At 69.7% G+C, this 14,921-nt stretch carries 15 protein-coding genes, 1 pseudogene and 1 riboswitch; of the genes and pseudogenes, 11 read left to right on the top strand and 5 right to left on the bottom strand.

What is annotated here, in order from left to right; translation table 11 throughout:
* Positions 1 to 9 precede the first annotated feature (9 nt).
* Positions 10 to 1,014 (bottom strand): alpha/beta hydrolase, encoded by a 1,005-nt coding sequence (locus E7742_RS13285; RefSeq protein WP_137799373.1) that lies wholly within the window; start codon positions 1,012 to 1,014, stop codon positions 10 to 12.
* A gap of 154 nt (positions 1,015 to 1,168) precedes the next feature.
* On the bottom strand, positions 1,169 to 1,633 hold the full coding sequence (locus E7742_RS13280) for a tRNA (cytidine(34)-2'-O)-methyltransferase (RefSeq protein WP_137799372.1): 465 nt from the start codon (positions 1,631 to 1,633) through the stop codon (positions 1,169 to 1,171).
* A gap of 88 nt (positions 1,634 to 1,721) precedes the next feature.
* Between E7742_RS13280 and E7742_RS13275 the strand changes: the two genes are divergently transcribed.
* Positions 1,722 to 2,327: a pentapeptide repeat-containing protein gene (locus E7742_RS13275; RefSeq protein WP_137799371.1), complete on the top strand. Its 606-nt coding sequence runs from the start codon at positions 1,722 to 1,724 to the stop codon at positions 2,325 to 2,327.
* Between the two features lie 11 nt (positions 2,328 to 2,338).
* On the opposite strand, the gene E7742_RS13270 is transcribed toward E7742_RS13275, so the two are convergent.
* Positions 2,339 to 2,845 carry a GNAT family N-acetyltransferase gene (locus E7742_RS13270; RefSeq protein WP_137799370.1) on the bottom strand — a complete coding sequence of 169 codons (507 nt, stop codon included), beginning with the start codon at positions 2,843 to 2,845 and terminating at the stop codon, positions 2,339 to 2,341.
* A gap of 31 nt (positions 2,846 to 2,876) precedes the next feature.
* Here E7742_RS13270 and E7742_RS13265 point away from each other — a divergent pair, with 31 nt between their 5' ends.
* Positions 2,877 to 3,737, top strand: coding sequence for a bifunctional methylenetetrahydrofolate dehydrogenase/methenyltetrahydrofolate cyclohydrolase (locus E7742_RS13265; RefSeq protein WP_175420481.1), 861 nt, complete (start codon positions 2,877 to 2,879; stop codon positions 3,735 to 3,737).
* 40 nt (positions 3,738 to 3,777) lie between these two features.
* Positions 3,778 to 4,023, top strand: a complete 246-nt coding sequence (locus tag E7742_RS13260; protein ID WP_175420619.1) for a DUF3017 domain-containing protein — start codon at positions 3,778 to 3,780, stop codon at positions 4,021 to 4,023.
* Between the two features lie 30 nt (positions 4,024 to 4,053).
* Here E7742_RS13260 and metX read toward each other — a convergent pair whose 3' ends face one another.
* Together metX and E7742_RS13250 are read right to left on the bottom strand one after the other, a co-directional pair.
* Positions 4,054 to 5,199, bottom strand: a complete 1,146-nt coding sequence (gene metX, locus E7742_RS13255) for a homoserine O-acetyltransferase MetX (protein WP_175420480.1) — start codon at positions 5,197 to 5,199, stop codon at positions 4,054 to 4,056.
* Positions 5,196 to 6,510: pseudogene (locus tag E7742_RS13250) on the bottom strand (bifunctional o-acetylhomoserine/o-acetylserine sulfhydrylase). Before E7742_RS13250 ends, metX begins: the two are co-directional and overlap by 4 nt.
* Positions 6,511 to 6,657: 147 nt before the next feature.
* Positions 6,658 to 6,773: riboswitch (SAM riboswitch) on the bottom strand.
* A gap of 111 nt (positions 6,774 to 6,884) precedes the next feature.
* Between E7742_RS13250 and E7742_RS13245 the strand changes: the two are divergent.
* The 8 genes from E7742_RS13245 to yhjD all read left to right on the top strand — a co-directional run bounded on the left by E7742_RS13245 (position 6,885) and on the right by yhjD (position 14,918).
* On the top strand, positions 6,885 to 8,294 hold the full coding sequence (locus tag E7742_RS13245) for an amino acid permease (protein WP_175420479.1): 1,410 nt from the start codon (positions 6,885 to 6,887) through the stop codon (positions 8,292 to 8,294).
* Positions 8,295 to 8,496: 202 nt separating this feature from the next.
* The gene (locus E7742_RS13240) at positions 8,497 to 9,714 is read left to right on the top strand and encodes an NADP-dependent isocitrate dehydrogenase (protein ID WP_137799366.1); all 1,218 of its coding nucleotides are present in this window, start codon (positions 8,497 to 8,499) and stop codon (positions 9,712 to 9,714) included.
* A gap of 215 nt (positions 9,715 to 9,929) precedes the next feature.
* Positions 9,930 to 11,060 (top strand): MFS transporter, encoded by a 1,131-nt coding sequence (locus E7742_RS13235; RefSeq protein ID WP_175420618.1) that lies wholly within the window; start codon positions 9,930 to 9,932, stop codon positions 11,058 to 11,060.
* A gap of 20 nt (positions 11,061 to 11,080) precedes the next feature.
* Complete coding sequence (locus tag E7742_RS13230) at positions 11,081 to 11,884, top strand: exodeoxyribonuclease III (protein ID WP_137799364.1); 804 nt, start codon at positions 11,081 to 11,083, stop codon at positions 11,882 to 11,884.
* Positions 11,884 to 12,384 (top strand): ribonuclease domain-containing protein, encoded by a 501-nt coding sequence (locus tag E7742_RS13225; RefSeq protein WP_137799363.1) that lies wholly within the window; start codon positions 11,884 to 11,886, stop codon positions 12,382 to 12,384. The genes E7742_RS13230 and E7742_RS13225 overlap by 1 nt, the downstream gene beginning before the upstream one ends.
* Complete coding sequence (locus tag E7742_RS13220; RefSeq protein ID WP_137799362.1) at positions 12,384 to 12,827, top strand: barstar family protein; 444 nt, start codon at positions 12,384 to 12,386, stop codon at positions 12,825 to 12,827. The genes E7742_RS13225 and E7742_RS13220 overlap by 1 nt, the downstream gene beginning before the upstream one ends.
* A 14-nt stretch (positions 12,828 to 12,841) precedes the next feature.
* The gene (gene trpS, locus E7742_RS13215; protein WP_137799361.1) at positions 12,842 to 13,885 is read left to right on the top strand and encodes a tryptophan--tRNA ligase; all 1,044 of its coding nucleotides are present in this window, start codon (positions 12,842 to 12,844) and stop codon (positions 13,883 to 13,885) included.
* A gap of 7 nt (positions 13,886 to 13,892) precedes the next feature.
* Entirely contained in the window at positions 13,893 to 14,918 is a 1,026-nt protein-coding gene (gene yhjD / locus E7742_RS13210; RefSeq protein ID WP_137799360.1) for an inner membrane protein YhjD, read from the top strand.
* Positions 14,919 to 14,921: the final 3 nt, after the last annotated feature.

Genomic DNA, 14,921 nt, shown 5'->3' with positions numbered 1-14,921 from the left:
CGCCGGGCCCTAGACGCCCATCGCGCCGGCGAGCGTCGGCCACGACTGGTGCAGATCGTCCTGCCAGTACCGCCACGAGTGCGATCCCGTCGGCGCGAAATCGAACGTGGCCGGAATGTTCAGCTGCTGCAGGCGATTCGCGAGATTGCGGGTGCACAGGTTGGTGGCGGCCTCGATCGCCCCGCCGACGAACACCTGCCGCGCGAAGTCCTTCAGGTCTCCGTCGATCCCCGGCGCGGCCAGGTTGTCGTACGGGCCGGGCAGACCGGAGCCCGACGAGATGTACAGCGCCGTGCCGCGGAGCTTCTCGGCGTTGATCACCGGATCGTTCGCGACCCAGCCCGGACCGCCGCGCGGGCCCCACATGTTCTGAGGATCGGCGCCCTTGGCCGACCGCACCACCAGGTCGACGAACGCCGAACCCATCGGACTGCTCGTCTCGGCGCACCCGCTGTAGGAGCCCACGGCCCGGTACAGGCCGGGCGCCGAGATCGCGAGATTGAGTACCGACGTCGCGGTCATCGAGATGGCCGCGATGGAGTTGACGCCGTTGCCGCCGAACCGGCCGTCGATGATCGGCGGCAGCTCGCGCGTGAGGAAGGTCTGCCACTTGCTGCGCCCCAGCGCCGGGTCGTCACGCTCCCAGTCGGTGTAGTAGCTGGCGGCGCCGTCCATCGGGGTCACGACATTGACGTTCTTGTCGGCGAAGAAGTCCACGACGTCGGTGTTCTGCTGCCACGTCGCGTTCGTCTCACCGCCGCCGGCGCCGTTGAGGAGGTAGAGCGTGGGCCGCACACCCGAGTCCGCGGGTCGCTGCACGCGGACGGGCACGACGCGATCCATCGACGCCGAGTAGACCTGCGCGGTGACCGCGAGGGGCCCGGCGTCGTCCACCCCGACCAGGTGTGACGCCGGTCGGGCGCCGGCGGTGGACGCACCCCCGACCACGCCGGCGGCGAGCACCGCCATCGACAGCGCCGCGAGAAACACGCGGCCCGGACGTCCAATAGACATAGGTGATCCCTCTCGATCCCGAGGGGGTTTGGCGCCCCGACTGGACCGCACCCGCTGTCACACGCATTTCCCCTGCTCATCAGCCATTCGAGGGGACTCTAGCGGGTTCGGAGCGCGCTGGATACACCGGATCTGGTCAACCGTCCGAGTGGGGTCACACCCCGCCGGCGAAACCGTGCTGCCGCCAGGCCTCGTACGTGACGACAGCGGCCGCGTTCGACAGGTTCAACGAGCGGCGCCCCGGCACCATGGGGATGCGGACCTGTGCGGTGACGTGCGGGTCCTCGAGAACCGCCGGCGCGAGCCCGGTGGGTTCGGGACCGAACAACAGGACGTCACCCGGCTGGTACGCGAGGTCGGCGTACGACGTGGTCGCGTGCGCGGTGAACGCGAACACCCGGTCCGGTTGCAGCGCCGCCCAGGCCGCCTCGAGATTCTCGTGCACGGTCACCGACGCGAGGTCGTGGTAGTCGAGGCCGGCGCGGCGCAGTTTCGGCTCGGACAGGTCGAAGCCGAGCGGTCCGACGAGGTGCAGTTCGCATCCGGTGCCGGCGACCATGCGGATCGCGTTCCCGGTGTTGGGTGGGATGCGGGGCTCGTGGAACATCACTCGGAACACGGCCTTCAGCTTGCCAGGCCGCGGCCGCCCGCCGCCCGCCGGAGGGCGGGCAGTCGTAATTGTCGGACTCCGAGGGGACCATGGGGACATGGCCGAGCTCGTCGAGATCGTGGGGGAGGACTTCGCGGGTGCGCGCCTCGCCGGGCAGCACTGGAACCGGCAGCACTACACGCGGTGCACGTTCCGGGGCGCCGACCTCAGCGAGGTGCGCACCGAGTCGTGCGTGTTCACCCAGTGCGACTTCACGGGGACCGACCTGAGCGCCTCCCACCACCACTCGACTGCGTTCCGGTCGTGCACGTTCGCCCGGACGACGCTGTGGCACAGCAGTTTCAGCAGTTCGAGCCTCATCGGATCGGTATTCGAGGACTGCCGGCTGCGGCCGCTGCGGATCGACGAGGTGGACTTCACGTTCGTCTCGTTCGGCGGGGCCGATCTGCAGGGCGTCGACTTCACCGACTGCCGCTTCCGGGAAGCGAACCTCGTCGACGCGGACCTGCGGGGCGCGGTGCTGCGCTCGGTGGATCTGTTCGGTGCCCGCGTCGAGGGGCTGCGCCTGGAGGGGGCCGACCTGCGCGGGGCCCACGTCGGCCCCGGACTGTGGACCGCCGCGGAACTGCGCGGCGCGCAGGTGGAACTCACCCAGGCGGTGGCCTACGCGACCGCGAACGGCCTCGTCGTCGAGCCGTGGTGACCGCGACTCGCTCAACGGATCAGTTCGCGGGCGAGCAGATCCATCATGAGTCCGTCCCGCCACCCGCCGTCGGCGCCCCGGCAGTACTCCCGCATGACGCCGACGTCGCGGAATCCCACCCTGCGGTAGCACGCGATCGCCGCGGAGTTCGCGGCCTCCGGGTCGATGACGAGGCGATGGAACCCCCGCTCGTCGACGAGGTGCGTCGCCAGCAGCCGCACCACCTCCGTGCCCAGCCCCTGTCCGTGCACCGCGCCGTCGAGGAACAGGTCGATGCCGGCATGCCGGTACTCGGGGTCCGACTCCTGGTACCACTGCGCGAAACCCACGACGCGGTCGTCCAGGACCACCGCGTAGGCCACCGTGTCGGGGTCCGCGGACGGCCAGTCCGCGGCCGGTTCCTTCCACCATCGGCTCACTTCGGGGAGCCGATGGATCTCGCGCAACCGCTCGTGGTGGGCGGGCTGGACGGGTGCCAGCACGACACGTGGACCGCGAAGTTCCGGAGCCGATGTCACGCAGCGACCCTAGCCTGGAACAATGGTCGCCGTGACTGCAACGATCCTGGACGGCAAAGCAACCCGCGACGAGATTTTCACCGACCTCGAGGCCAGGGTGGCGGCCCTGAAGGAGAAGGGCATCACGCCCGGTCTGGGCACCGTCCTCGTCGGTGAGGACCCCGGTTCGGCGGCATACGTGCGGGGCAAGCACAACGACTGCGCCAAGGTCGGCATCACCTCGATCCGCCGTGACCTGCCCGCGGACATCACCCAGGCCGAGCTCGAGGCCACGATCGACGAACTCAACGCCAACCCGGAGTGCACCGGCTACATCGTGCAGCTCCCTCTGCCCAAGCACCTCGACGAGAACGCCGCCCTCGAGCGCATCGATCCCGAGAAGGACGCCGACGGTCTGCACCCGGTCAACCTGGGCCGGCTCGTGCTGGGCAAGGAAGCCCCGCTGCCGTGCACGCCGCGTGGCATCGTGCACCTGCTGCGCCGCTACGACGTTCCGATCGCCGGCGCGCACGTCGCCGTCGTCGGCCGCGGTGTCACGGTCGGCCGTCCCATCGGCCTGCTGCTGACCCGGCGTTCGGAGAACGCGACGGTCACGCTGTGCCACACCGGTACTCGGGACCTCGCGGCGCAGGTTCGGCAGGCCGACATCGTGATCGCCGCAGCGGGTGTGCCGGGCCTGATCACCGCCGACATGGTCAAGCCGGGTGCCGCGGTGCTCGACGTGGGTGTCAGCCGCACCGCCGACGGGCTGCGCGGCGACGTCGCCGACGACGTCCGTGAGGTCGCCGGATTCGTCTCCCCGAACCCCGGTGGTGTCGGACCGCTGACGCGCGCGTTCCTGCTGACCAACGTCGTGGAGCGGGCCGAGCAGCTCGCCGGTTCGCGCGGCTAGGTTCTCGCGCGTGACGCAGTTCGTGCGCAGGAACCTGCCGATGGTGCTCGTCGTCCTCGTGGTGGCGGGCGCCTTCGGGCTGGTCCTGGCCGACCGCTGGCGGCGCGGCGCCCTCGTTCTCGGGGGCGCCATGCTGGTCGCCGCGTTCCTGCGTGCCGTGGTCTCACCCGATCGGGTGGGTTTGCTCGCGGTGCGAGGCCGAGGCTTCGACGTGACGGCGATGACCGTCGTGGGGGCCGCGATCATCGCGCTCGCGACGTCGATCGATCCGCTCGGGACCGACTGACCCGGGTGTACTGACGCGGGCGTGGGCCGGCTAGTTGCGGCGCGCCGCCCGCGACAGCTCCATCGTCTCCTTCAGCAGCTCGGCCACCGCGTCGGCCTCGGTGAGGAAGCCGTCGTGGCCGTCCTTCGACTCGAGCACGCGCAGTCCGTCGCAGCCGGGCAGCCCGTCCGCGAGTTCCTGCTGCAGCCGCAGCGGGTACAGCCGATCGGAGTCGACACCGCCGACGACCACCGGCACGTCCGTCGAGGCCAGCGCCGCGGCCACACCGCCGCGGCCGCGACCGACGTCGTGCCGGTTCATCGCCTCGCTCAGCAGCACGTAGGTGCCGGGATCGAACCGGCCGACGAGCTTGTCGGCCTGATGGTCGAGATAACTCTGGACGGCGTAACGGCCACCGCTCCAAGGGTTCTCGCCGTCCTGATGGGTGTTGGCGAAGCGCGAATCCAGTTCGCCCTCGGTGCGGTACGTCAGGTGCGCGATCCGGCGGGCCAGGCCCAGTCCGGTGCGCGGGACCCGGCCCGTGCCGTGGTAGTCGCCGCCCTGCCAGTCGGGATCGCTCTTGATGATCTGCATCTGGGTGGTCTGGGTGCCGATCTGGTCGGCGGTGGCGCGGGCGCCCACCGCGAGAACCAGGGCCGCGGCGACCCGGTCGGGGTACCCGATGATCCACTCGAGGGTCCGCATGCCGCCCATCGATCCGCCGACGACGGCGGCGAGACGCTCGATGCCGAGCAGATCCGCCAGCGCGACCTCGGCGGTCACCTGATCGCGGATCGTGATCTCCGGGAATCGCGAACCCCAGTAGTTGCCGTCCGCGGCCAGCGATCCGGGGCCGGTGGAGCCGCGGCAGCCGCCGAGCACGTTGGTGGCGAGCACGCACCACTCGTCGGTGTCGATCGGCGCGCCCGGCCCGATCATGCCGTCCCACCAGCCGGGGGAGGGGTGCTCGTCGTCGGCGGGACCGCTCACGTGCGAGTCGCCCGTGAGGGCGTGCTCGATCAGGATCACGTTGTCCCGCTCGGTGGACAGCTCACCCCACCGCTGGACGCCGAGCGTGACGTCGGGCACCACCGCACCGTTCTCGAGTTGCACCGAGCCGATGTGGACGAAGCCCAACTGCCCGTCCGGCGGAGGGAATCCGGCCGGACGGGCGTTGCGAACGGAGCTGACGGTCAAGATGCCGCCGCCGCGAAACCGGCTTCGAGGTCGGCGATGATGTCGTCGAGTCCCTCGATGCCCACGGCGAGGCGGACGAGACCCGGAGTCACACCCGAAGCGAGCTGCTCCTCGGGGGTGAGCTGCGAGTGGGTGGTCGACGCCGGGTGGATCACCAGCGAGCGCACGTCACCGATGTTGGCGACGTGGCTGTGCAGCGTGAGCGCGTTGACGAACTTCTTGCCCGCGTCGACACCACCGGCGAGCTCGAACGCGACGATCGCGCCGGTGCCGCGCGGAGCGATCGTCTTGGCACGCTCGTGCCACGGCGACGACGGCAGACCGGCGTACGAGACCGACGCGACCTCCGGGCGGGCCTCGAGGTACTCGGCGACCGCCTTCGCGTTGGCGACGTGGCGCTCCATCCGCAGGCTCAGCGTCTCGATGCCCTGCGAGATGAGGAACGCGTTGAACGGCGAGATGGCCGAGCCGAGATCGCGCAGCAGCTGCACGCGCGCCTTGAGTGCGAACGCCGGCGCGCCGAGGTCGGCGTAGACCACGCCGTGGTAGCTCGGGTCGGCGGTCGTGAAGTTGGTGTGCCGGCCCTGGGTCCAGTCGAACGTGCCGCCGTCGACGATCACACCGGCGACCGCGGTGCCGTGGCCGCCGAGGTACTTGGTGGCCGAGTGGACGACGATGTCGGCGCCGTGCTCGAACGGACGGATCAGGTACGGGCTCGCGACGGTGTTGTCGACGATCAGCGGGATGCCGTTCTCGTGCGCCACCTGCGCGATCCCCGGGATGTCGAGGATGTCGTTGCGGGGGTTGGAGATCGACTCGCCGTAGAACGCCTTGGTGTTGGGGCGGACGGCGGCGCGCCACTGCTCGATGTCGTCCGGGTCCTCGACGAACGAGACCTCGATGCCCAGCTTGCGCAGCGAGTAGTGGAACAGGTTGTACGTGCCGCCGTACAGGCGCGGGCTCGACACGATGTGGTCGCCCGACTCGGCGAGGTTGAGGATCGCGAAGGTCTCGGCGGCCTGGCCGGACGCGAGCAGCAGGGCCGCGACGCCGCCCTCGAGCGCGGCGATACGCTGTTCGACGGCATCCTGCGTCGGGTTCATGATGCGGGTGTAGATGTTGCCGGGCTCGGCCAGGCCGAACAGTGCGGCCGCGTGGTCGGTGCTGTTGAACGTGTACGACGTGGTCTGGTAAGATCGGCAGTGCACGCGCGTTGGTGGTGCCGTCGGGCAACTGGCCGGCGTGGACCTGCTTGGTCTCGAAGCTCCAGTCGGCCGTCGGGTCGGTCGCGGCGTCCGTGATTTCGGTCATGAGTCGTCTACTCCAGGTTCGGGAAGTGTTCGGCAGATGAGAGGGTGCGCAGCGGCAGGCGCGCGCTCGGGGGACCGGCTACTCGTGACAACAACACATGATGAACCTCCGGTGGGGCATGGCCCGGTCAGTGGGTCCGTCCCAGCGGACCCGCGCTTGTCCTCCGGCTCTCGCCGGAAGACCTGGTCATCACCCGGGGCACCCCACCGCGGTTGGAGGGTTGCCGACCAGCGAGCCGGGGCTTGACGCTGGCACTCATGACCTCCGCCGATAGTAGCGGTATCGACCGTGCGGTTGGAAGGAGGGCGGGCAGGAAGGTCGAAAAGGACGTGGCAGGCAAACTCGGTGGGCACGCACAGACAGGGAGTTCGATCGTGAAAGACACCACCTCGGTGCTGACCCGAGGTCTCACGGCCCGCCACATCCGTTTCATCGCCCTCGGGTCCGCCATCGGTACCGGGCTCTTCTACGGTTCCGCGGAGGCCATCGACCGGGCGGGGCCGTCGGTGCTGCTGGCCTATCTGATCGGCGGGGCGGTGATCTACATCGTGCTCCGTGCGCTCGGCGAGATGGCCGTCAGCGACCCGGTGTCGGGCTCGTTCGGGGAATACGCCACCCGGCACCTGGGCCCGCTCGCCGGCTTCGCGACGGGGTGGACCTACACGTTCGAGATGGTCGTGGTCTGCCTGGCCGACGTGACGGCATTCGGCGTCTACATGGGGTTCTGGTTCCCGGACGTGCCGCGGTGGATCTGGGTGCTGGCCGTCATCTTCTTCGTCGGCGCCGTCAACCTGCTGAGCGTCAAGGTGTTCGGCGAGGTGGAGTTCTGGCTCACGATCGTCAAGATCGTCGCCATCGTGGCGATGATCGCGGCCGGTGTCGCCGTCCTCGTCTTCGGGTTCGGCCTGCACGACACCGGCGAGGGCGTGTCGAACCTGTGGAGCGAGGGAGGCTTCTTCCCGACCGGGCTCGGCGGCTTCGTCGGATGCTTCGCGATCGTGATGTTCGCATTCGGTGGTACGGAGATCATCGGTATCACCGCGGGCGAAGCCGAGGATCCCGAGCGCACGATCCCTCGGGCGATCAACACGGTGCCGGTCCGGATCATCGTGTTCTACGTGCTCACGCTGGCGGTGATCATGGCGATCAGTCCGTGGCAGACGATCGGTTCCGAGGGCAGCCCCTTCGTGCAGATCTTCGAGGGCCTCGGTCTCGGGCCGGCCGCGGCGGTGTTGAACGTGGTCGTCATCTCCGCCGCACTGTCCGCGATCAACAGCGACATCTTCGGCGCCGGCCGCATGATGTACGGCATGGCGCAGCGCGGCCAGGCGCCCGCGGTGATGGGACGGGTCTCGCGCAGCGGGGTGCCGTGGATGACGGTCATCGTCATGATCGCCGCGCTGCTGCTCGGTGTCCTGCTCAACTACGCGATACCCGATCGGGTCTTCCTGGTGATCGCGTCCATCGCGACCTTCGCGACCGTCTTCGTGTGGCTGATGATCCTGCTCGCGCAGTACCGCTCGCGCCGGCGGATGGACCCCGCGGCGGCCGCCGCGCTGAAGTTCCCGGTGCCGTTCTGGCCGTACGGACAGCTGGTCGCGATCGGCTTCCTGGTGTTCGTGATCGCGCTGCTGGCGTTCGACGCCGACAGCCGGGTGGCGCTGGTGGTGGGCGCCGTGTGGCTGGTGCTGCTGGCCGTGGCCCACCGCCGCTGGGCGCGGCCGGCGCACGCGGCGCGGACCCGGACCCCCTCGCCGCACCGGCCCGAGGTTACCGAGCGGTAGGGTGAGCGGTTTTCGGCCCAGTGGTTGCCTCCGTCTCGGATAGCAGTACGCTCGTCATGTTTGGGTCGGCCTGACAGGGGCGATCCGAACCGGATACGTTTGATAATTGAACCGTTGGCGGGGTCACTCACAAAGTGATCTGCGCACCCCAGTACGCAGGGAACGGAACCAGGGAAACTTCCTAGGAGGACGCGAAGCCCCCATGTCCAAGATCAAGGTCGAAGGCAAGGTCGTCGAACTCGACGGCGACGAGATGACTCGCATCATCTGGCAGTTCATCAAAGACAAGCTGATCCATCCGTACCTGGATGTCGATCTGGAGTACTACGACCTGGGGATCGAGCATCGCGATGCCACCGACGACCAGGTGACCATCGACGCTGCAGAGGCGATCAAGCGGCACGGCGTCGGCGTCAAGTGCGCGACGATCACCCCGGACGAGGCCCGGGTCGAGGAATTCGGCCTGAAGAAGATGTGGCGTTCCCCGAACGGCACCATCCGTAACATCCTGGGCGGCACCATCTTCCGTGCCCCGATCCTGATCTCGAACGTGCCGCGTCTGGTGCCGGGCTGGACCAAGCCGGTCATCGTCGGCCGTCACGCGTTCGGTGACCAGTACCGCGCCACCGACTTCAAGGTCCACCAGGCCGGCACCGTCACCCTCACCTTCACGCCGGAGGACGGCTCCGAGCCGATCCAGCACGAGGTCGTGCGCATGCCCGAGGACGGCGGCGTCGTCATGGGTATGTACAACTTCAAGAAGTCCATCCAGGACTTCGCGCGGGCCTCTCTGTCCTACGGCCTGCAGCAGAACTACCCGGTCTACCTGTCGACCAAGAACACGATCCTCAAGGCCTACGACGGCATGTTCAAGGACGAGTTCCAGCGCGTGTACGAGGAGGAGTTCAAGGCGGAGTTCGACGCCGCGGGCCTCACCTACGAGCACCGCCTCATCGACGACATGGTCGCCTCCTCGCTCAAGTGGGAGGGCGGCTACGTCTGGGCCTGCAAGAACTACGACGGCGACGTCCAGTCCGACACCGTCGCGCAGGGCTACGGCTCGCTGGGCCTGATGACCTCCGTGCTGATGACGCCGGACGGCAAGACCGTCGAGGCCGAGGCCGCGCACGGCACCGTCACGCGCCACTACCGTCAGCACCAGCAGGGCAAGCCGACGTCGACCAACCCGATCGCGTCGATCTTCGCCTGGACCCGTGGTCTCGAGCACCGCGGCAAGCTGGACAACACCCCTGAGCTGATCGAGTTCGCGCAGCAGCTCGAGGACGTCGTCATCAAGACCGTCGAGAACGGTCAGATGACCAAGGACCTCGCACTGCTGGTGGGCCCGGACCAGGGTTGGCAGACCACCGAGGAGTTCCTCGCGACCCTCGACGAGAACCTGCAGAAGGCGCGCGCGTAAAGCGTCGCTCCGCACGGTAAACGGGACGTTCCCCTCACGGGAACGTCCCGTTTCCCTTTCTCCACTACCCTCGGGCGTCGCGCGTTCGACTCGCGCCCGCTCGATCGTCGTTCGTTTCGTACCGTGCTCGGAAGGCTCCACTGCTCTTGACCGTCTCGGCCACCGCTCCCTCGTCCGTCGCCGCAGACCTCCCGTCCTCCGGGCGCCGGCGCGCGATGCTCGCGCTCGCCATGGGCGGGTTCGGCATCGGCACCACCGAGTTCGTCGCGATGGGACTGCTGCCGCAGATCGCCGGGGGCCTGGACATCTCCGAGCCCACCGCGGGACACGTCATCACCGCGTACGCCCTCGGCGTCGTGGTCGGCGCCCCGGTGATCGCGGCACTGACGGCGAGGATGCCGCGTAAGACGCTGCTGATCGCGCTCATGGTCGCGTTCACGGTGGGCAACGCCGCCACCATCGTCGCGCCGAACTACGGCGGACTGCTGGTGGCCCGCTTCGTCGCCGGCCTGCCGCACGGCGCCTACTTCGGGGTGGCGTCGCTGGTCGCCGCCCACCTCGCCGGGCCCGGGAGGCGGGCCAAGGCCGTCGCGACGGTCATGAGCGGGCTCGCGATCGCCAACGTCGTGGGAGTGCCGGCAGCCACCTGGATCGGGCAGGGACTCGGCTGGCGCAGTGCATTCGCCGTCGTCGCCCTGATCGGGGCGCTCACCGTCGCGGCCGTCACGGCGTGGGTGCCCGCACTGCGCGACGTCCGCACCACCGATCCGCGGACCGAACTCGCGGCGCTGCGGCGCGGGCAGGTGTGGCTCACCCTCGTGATCGGCACCGTCGGATTCGGCGGAATGTTCGCCGTCTACACGTACGTGGGCTGGACGATGACCGACGTCGCGGGACTGCCCGAGGCGCTGATCCCGGTCGCCCTCATGGTCTACGGCCTCGGCATGGTCGTCGGCAACGTGCTGGGCGGACGCCTGGCCGACCGGGCGCTGACGTCCGGACTGTTCACGATGCTCGGGGCGCTCGTCGGACTGCTCGCCCTCTTCGCGGTCGCCGCGCACAACCCGTACACCGCGATGGTGGTGCTGTTCCTCGTCGCCGCCGCGGGCTCGGCGTTGGTGCCGGGTCTGCAGACCCGGCTGATGGACGTCGCGGCGGACGCGCAGACCCTGGCCGCCGCGCTCAACCACTCGGCGCTCAACATCGCGAACGCGTTCGGCGCATGGATCGGCGGCGCGGTCATCGCGGCCGGGTTCGGGTACACCGCGCCGGCGCTGGTCGGGTCGGCGCTCGCGGCTGCGGGCCTGGCGGTACTGGCCGTCGCGGTGGTGACGGCGCGTCGGTAGCGTCCGCTACGGTTCTCCGCGTGCCGCACATCATCACCACCGTCAACGTCAACGGCGTCCGCGCCGCCGCCCGCAAGGGCCTGCTCCACTGGCTCACCGGCTCCCAGGCCGACGTCGTCTGCCTGCAGGAGACGCGGGCGTCCGACAAGCAACTGCACGAGACCCTGGCGCCCGCCCTCGACGCCGGCTGGCACGTGGCGTCGGCGGAACCGTCGGCGAAGGGCCGCAACGGCGTGGCGGTGCTGTCGCGGCGCCCCGCCGACGCGGTGCGCATCGGCTTCGGCGACGACGAGTTCGCCGACGCGGGCCGCTACATCGAGGCGGACTTCGACGCGCTCACCGTCGGCAGCCTCTACCTGCCGACCGGCGAGGCCGAGACGCCCAAGCAGGAGCAGAAGGAACGCTTCATGGCGTCGTTCGCGGCGCACCTGACGCGCAGCGCCGAGGCCGCCGGCGCCGCGGGCCGTGACGTGCTGGTGTGCGGCGACTGGAACATCGCGCACACCGAGCGCGACATCAAGAACTGGAAGGGCAACCTCAAGAAGTCCGGGTTCCTGCCGGGCGAGCGCGAGTGGGTCGCGGCGCTGCTGACCGGCGGCGCTTGGGTGGACGTGGTCCGGGAACTGCACCCGGAGACCGACGGGCCGTACTCGTGGTGGTCGTACCGCGGCAAGGCGTTCGACACCGACGCCGGGTGGCGCATCGACTATCACCTGACCACGCCCGCACTGGCGGCCCGCGCGAAGGAGGCCCGCGTCGAACGCGCCGCCACCTACGCCGAGCGCTGGTCGGACCATGCGCCCGTCACCGTGCAGTTCCGCTGATGGCGTCGCAGCGCAAGAGCCCGATCGTCGCGCTGCTGGTGGCCCTCGCCGGTCTCGCGGTGGCAGTGTTCGTCGGAACGCAGGCCGGCGGTGACGACGCGTCGTCTGCCGCATCGCCGGTCTCGGTGACGAGCAGCGCCTCCGTCTCGGTGTCGAGCAGCGCCTCCGTCTCGGTGTCGCCGACGCGCACCACGGAGCAGGCGACCGGGATTCCGCAGGCGAGCGGGGTGCCGCAGGCGGCGTGGGCCACGCTCGCCGCGATCGACGCCGGACGCTGGCCGCCGTCCGATGCGCCGGGCACCGAGGGCGGCCGCACGTTCGGCAACCACGAGGGCCGGTTGCCGGCCACCGGCAGCGGACAGCAGATCCGGTACCAGGAGTGGGACGTCAACCGGAAGCAGAGCGGTCGCGGGCGCGACGGGCACCGCATCGTCACCGGCAGCGACGGGTCCGCGTGGTACACCGACGACCACTACGAGACGTTCACGAGGATGCGCTGATGACACCGCAACCGGCCCTCCCACGCGGGCTGTCGCTGCTGGTCGCGGAGCCCGGGCGGACCGCCGGCGTCGAGGAGGAGCTGCGAGCTACCCGGCCCGTACGGCACGTGCGCGGCCGCCGGATGCCCACCGCCGCGGCACTGTTCGACGAGTTCGCCGCCGCCCTGCAGTTCCCGTACTACTTCGGCCGCAACAAGGACGCGTTCGACGAGTGCTTGCGCGAGCTGGGCGACACCGTCGGCGCGGACCCGGTGGTGCTGGTGCTCGACGCGGACGCCCTGCTCGCCGATCAGCCGGCCGAGCTGGCGTGGTTCGCGGCGGCGGTCGGTCACACGGACGCGTCGATCGTGCTGCAGGTGCGGCCCGGACGCGCCGACGCCGTCACCGACCGGTTCGCCGCGGTCGGCGTCGACCTCCCTCGCATCGCCGTTTCCGACGCGTGAAAGTATCGGGGATTATGTCGAGCACTGCAGAGAACCCCACCACGTCGCCGACCGCGAAGCCGCGCGTCCTGTCGGGTATCCAGCCCACCGCCGATTCGTTCCACCTCGGCAACTTCCTCGGTGCGCTGCAGCAGTGGGTGCCCCTGCAGGACGACTTCGACGCCTTCTACTTCATCCCCGACCTGCACGCGATCACGGTGCCGCAGGACCCCAAGGAGCTGCGTCAGCGCACCCTGCGGGCCGTCGCGCAGCTGCTCGCGCTCGGCATCGATCCCGAGCGGTCGACGCTGTTCGTACAGAGCCAGGTGCCCGAGCACGCCGAGCTGGCGTGGGTCCTCAACTGCATCACCGGCTTCGGTGAGGCCAGCCGCATGACGCAGTTCAAGGACAAGGCCGCCCGGCAGGGCAGCGAGCACGCCAGCGTGGGCCTGTTCACCTACCCGGTGCTGATGGCCGCCGACATCCTGCTCTACCGCCCGCAGCGCGTGCCGGTGGGCGAGGACCAGCGCCAGCACCTCGAGCTCGCCCGCGACCTGGCCGGCCGCTTCAACACCCGCTTCGGCAAGACGTTCGTCGTCCCCGAGCCGCAGATCATCAAGGGCACCGCCAAGATCTACGACCTGCAGGACCCCACGTCGAAGATGAGCAAGTCCGGTCCCACCCCGGCCGGTCTCATCAACCTGCTCGACGACCCCAAGGTCTCGGCCAAGAAGATCCGGTCCGCCGTCACCGACAACGAGCGCGAGATCCGGTTCGACCCGCAGAACAAGGCCGGCGTCAGCAACCTGCTCACGATCCAGTCGGCGTTGTCGGGCAAGAGCATCGACGACCTCGTCGCCGGCTACGAGGGTAAGGGCTACGGCGACCTCAAGGCCGACACCGCGGAGGTGCTCGCCGAGTTCGTCACCCCGCTGCGCGAGAAGGTCGACGGCTACCTCGCCGACCGCGCGGAGCTGGACCGCATCCTCGCCGGCGGTGCCGATCGCGCCCGCGACGTCGCTGCCCGGACGCTCGGCCAGGTCTATGAGAAGGTGGGGTTCCTGACGACCAGGAGGTAATCCGTACATGGCCGACGACGCACCGGGCTTCCTCGACAGGCAGCGTGCGGGCCGGCCGTGGCTCGATCACCTCGTCCGGGCGGGCGGGCGCTACCAGACGCAGAAGGGCGACTACTACGCCGCCGGGATCACCTACTTCACGATCCTCGCGATCGTCCCGATCCTCATGGTCGCGTTCGCCGTCGCGGGTTTCGTGCTCGCCGGTCATCCGGAGTGGCTCGTCGAGATCCGGGACCAGGTCAGCCAGAACATGCCGGGCGGGCTCGGGGACACCGTCAACGACCTCATCGATGCGGCGATCTCGGCGCGCACCAGCGTCGGCGTGTTCGGTCTGCTCGGCGCCGTGTACGCGGGCCTGGGGTGGATCACCAATCTGCGCGACGCGTTGACCGCCATGTGGGAGCACACCCACCAGGCCGGGAACTTCGTGGTCACCAAGGTCAAGGACTTCGGCGCGCTGCTCGGCCTCGGTGTGGCGATGCTGGTGACCTTCGGGTTGTCGGCGCTCAGCAACGGCCCGGTCGCCGGATGGGTGGTCGAACGGCTCGGTGCCGAGCACCTGACCGGTGTCGGCGTGCTGCTGCGGATCGTGTCGTTCGCGATCGGGCTGCTGGCGACGTGGGCGCTGCTGTCCTGGGTCATCGCGCGACTGCCGCGGGAGCCGGTGACGCTGCGCAGCGCACTGCGGGCCGCGTTCGCCGCGGCCATCGTGTTCGAGATCTTCCGCCAGGTAGGGGCGATCTACCTGGCGGCGGTCAGCCGGGGCCCTGCCGGTGTCGCGTTCGGTCCCATCATCGGTCTCCTGGTGTTCAGCAATGTGACCGCGCGGCTGATCCTGTTCGCGACCGCGTGGGCCGCCACCGCCCGGGAGAACCTCGAGAAGGCGTTCGTCCCGCCGCCGGAGTCGGCCGTGATCCGACCCCGCGTGCAGGTGCGCGAGGGGATGTCGGCGAAGGAGGCCGCGGCCCTGACCGGTGCCGGGGCGCTCGCAGCGATCGGACTCGCCGGCCTGTGGCGGCGACGCGGCGACTGACCG

This window comes from Rhodococcus sp. SGAir0479 (assembly GCF_005484805.1).
GTDB lineage: Bacteria > Actinomycetota > Actinomycetes > Mycobacteriales > Mycobacteriaceae > Prescottella.
Note: the sequence above shows the minus strand (reverse complement) of the source record. Positions and strands in the feature narration are given on the sequence as shown.

Excerpts from the sequence above, each read along its gene's own strand:
- E7742_RS13285 (WP_137799373.1), bottom strand. The coding sequence starts at position 1,014 with ATGTCTATTGGACGTCCGGGCCGCGTGTTTCTCGCGGCGCTGTCGATG.
- E7742_RS13275 (WP_137799371.1), top strand. The coding sequence starts at position 1,722 with ATGGCCGAGCTCGTCGAGATCGTGGGGGAGGACTTCGCGGGTGCGCGC.
- E7742_RS13225 (WP_137799363.1), top strand. The coding sequence starts at position 11,884 with ATGGCGTCGCAGCGCAAGAGCCCGATCGTCGCGCTGCTGGTGGCCCTC.
- E7742_RS13235 (WP_175420618.1), top strand. The coding sequence starts at position 9,930 with ATGCTCGCGCTCGCCATGGGCGGGTTCGGCATCGGCACCACCGAGTTC.
- E7742_RS13260 (WP_175420619.1), top strand. The coding sequence starts at position 3,778 with ATGGTGCTCGTCGTCCTCGTGGTGGCGGGCGCCTTCGGGCTGGTCCTG.
- E7742_RS13220 (WP_137799362.1), top strand. The coding sequence starts at position 12,384 with ATGACACCGCAACCGGCCCTCCCACGCGGGCTGTCGCTGCTGGTCGCG.
- trpS (WP_137799361.1), top strand. The coding sequence starts at position 12,842 with ATGTCGAGCACTGCAGAGAACCCCACCACGTCGCCGACCGCGAAGCCG.
- yhjD (WP_137799360.1), top strand. The coding sequence starts at position 13,893 with ATGGCCGACGACGCACCGGGCTTCCTCGACAGGCAGCGTGCGGGCCGG.
- E7742_RS13240 (WP_137799366.1), top strand. The coding sequence starts at position 8,497 with ATGTCCAAGATCAAGGTCGAAGGCAAGGTCGTCGAACTCGACGGCGAC.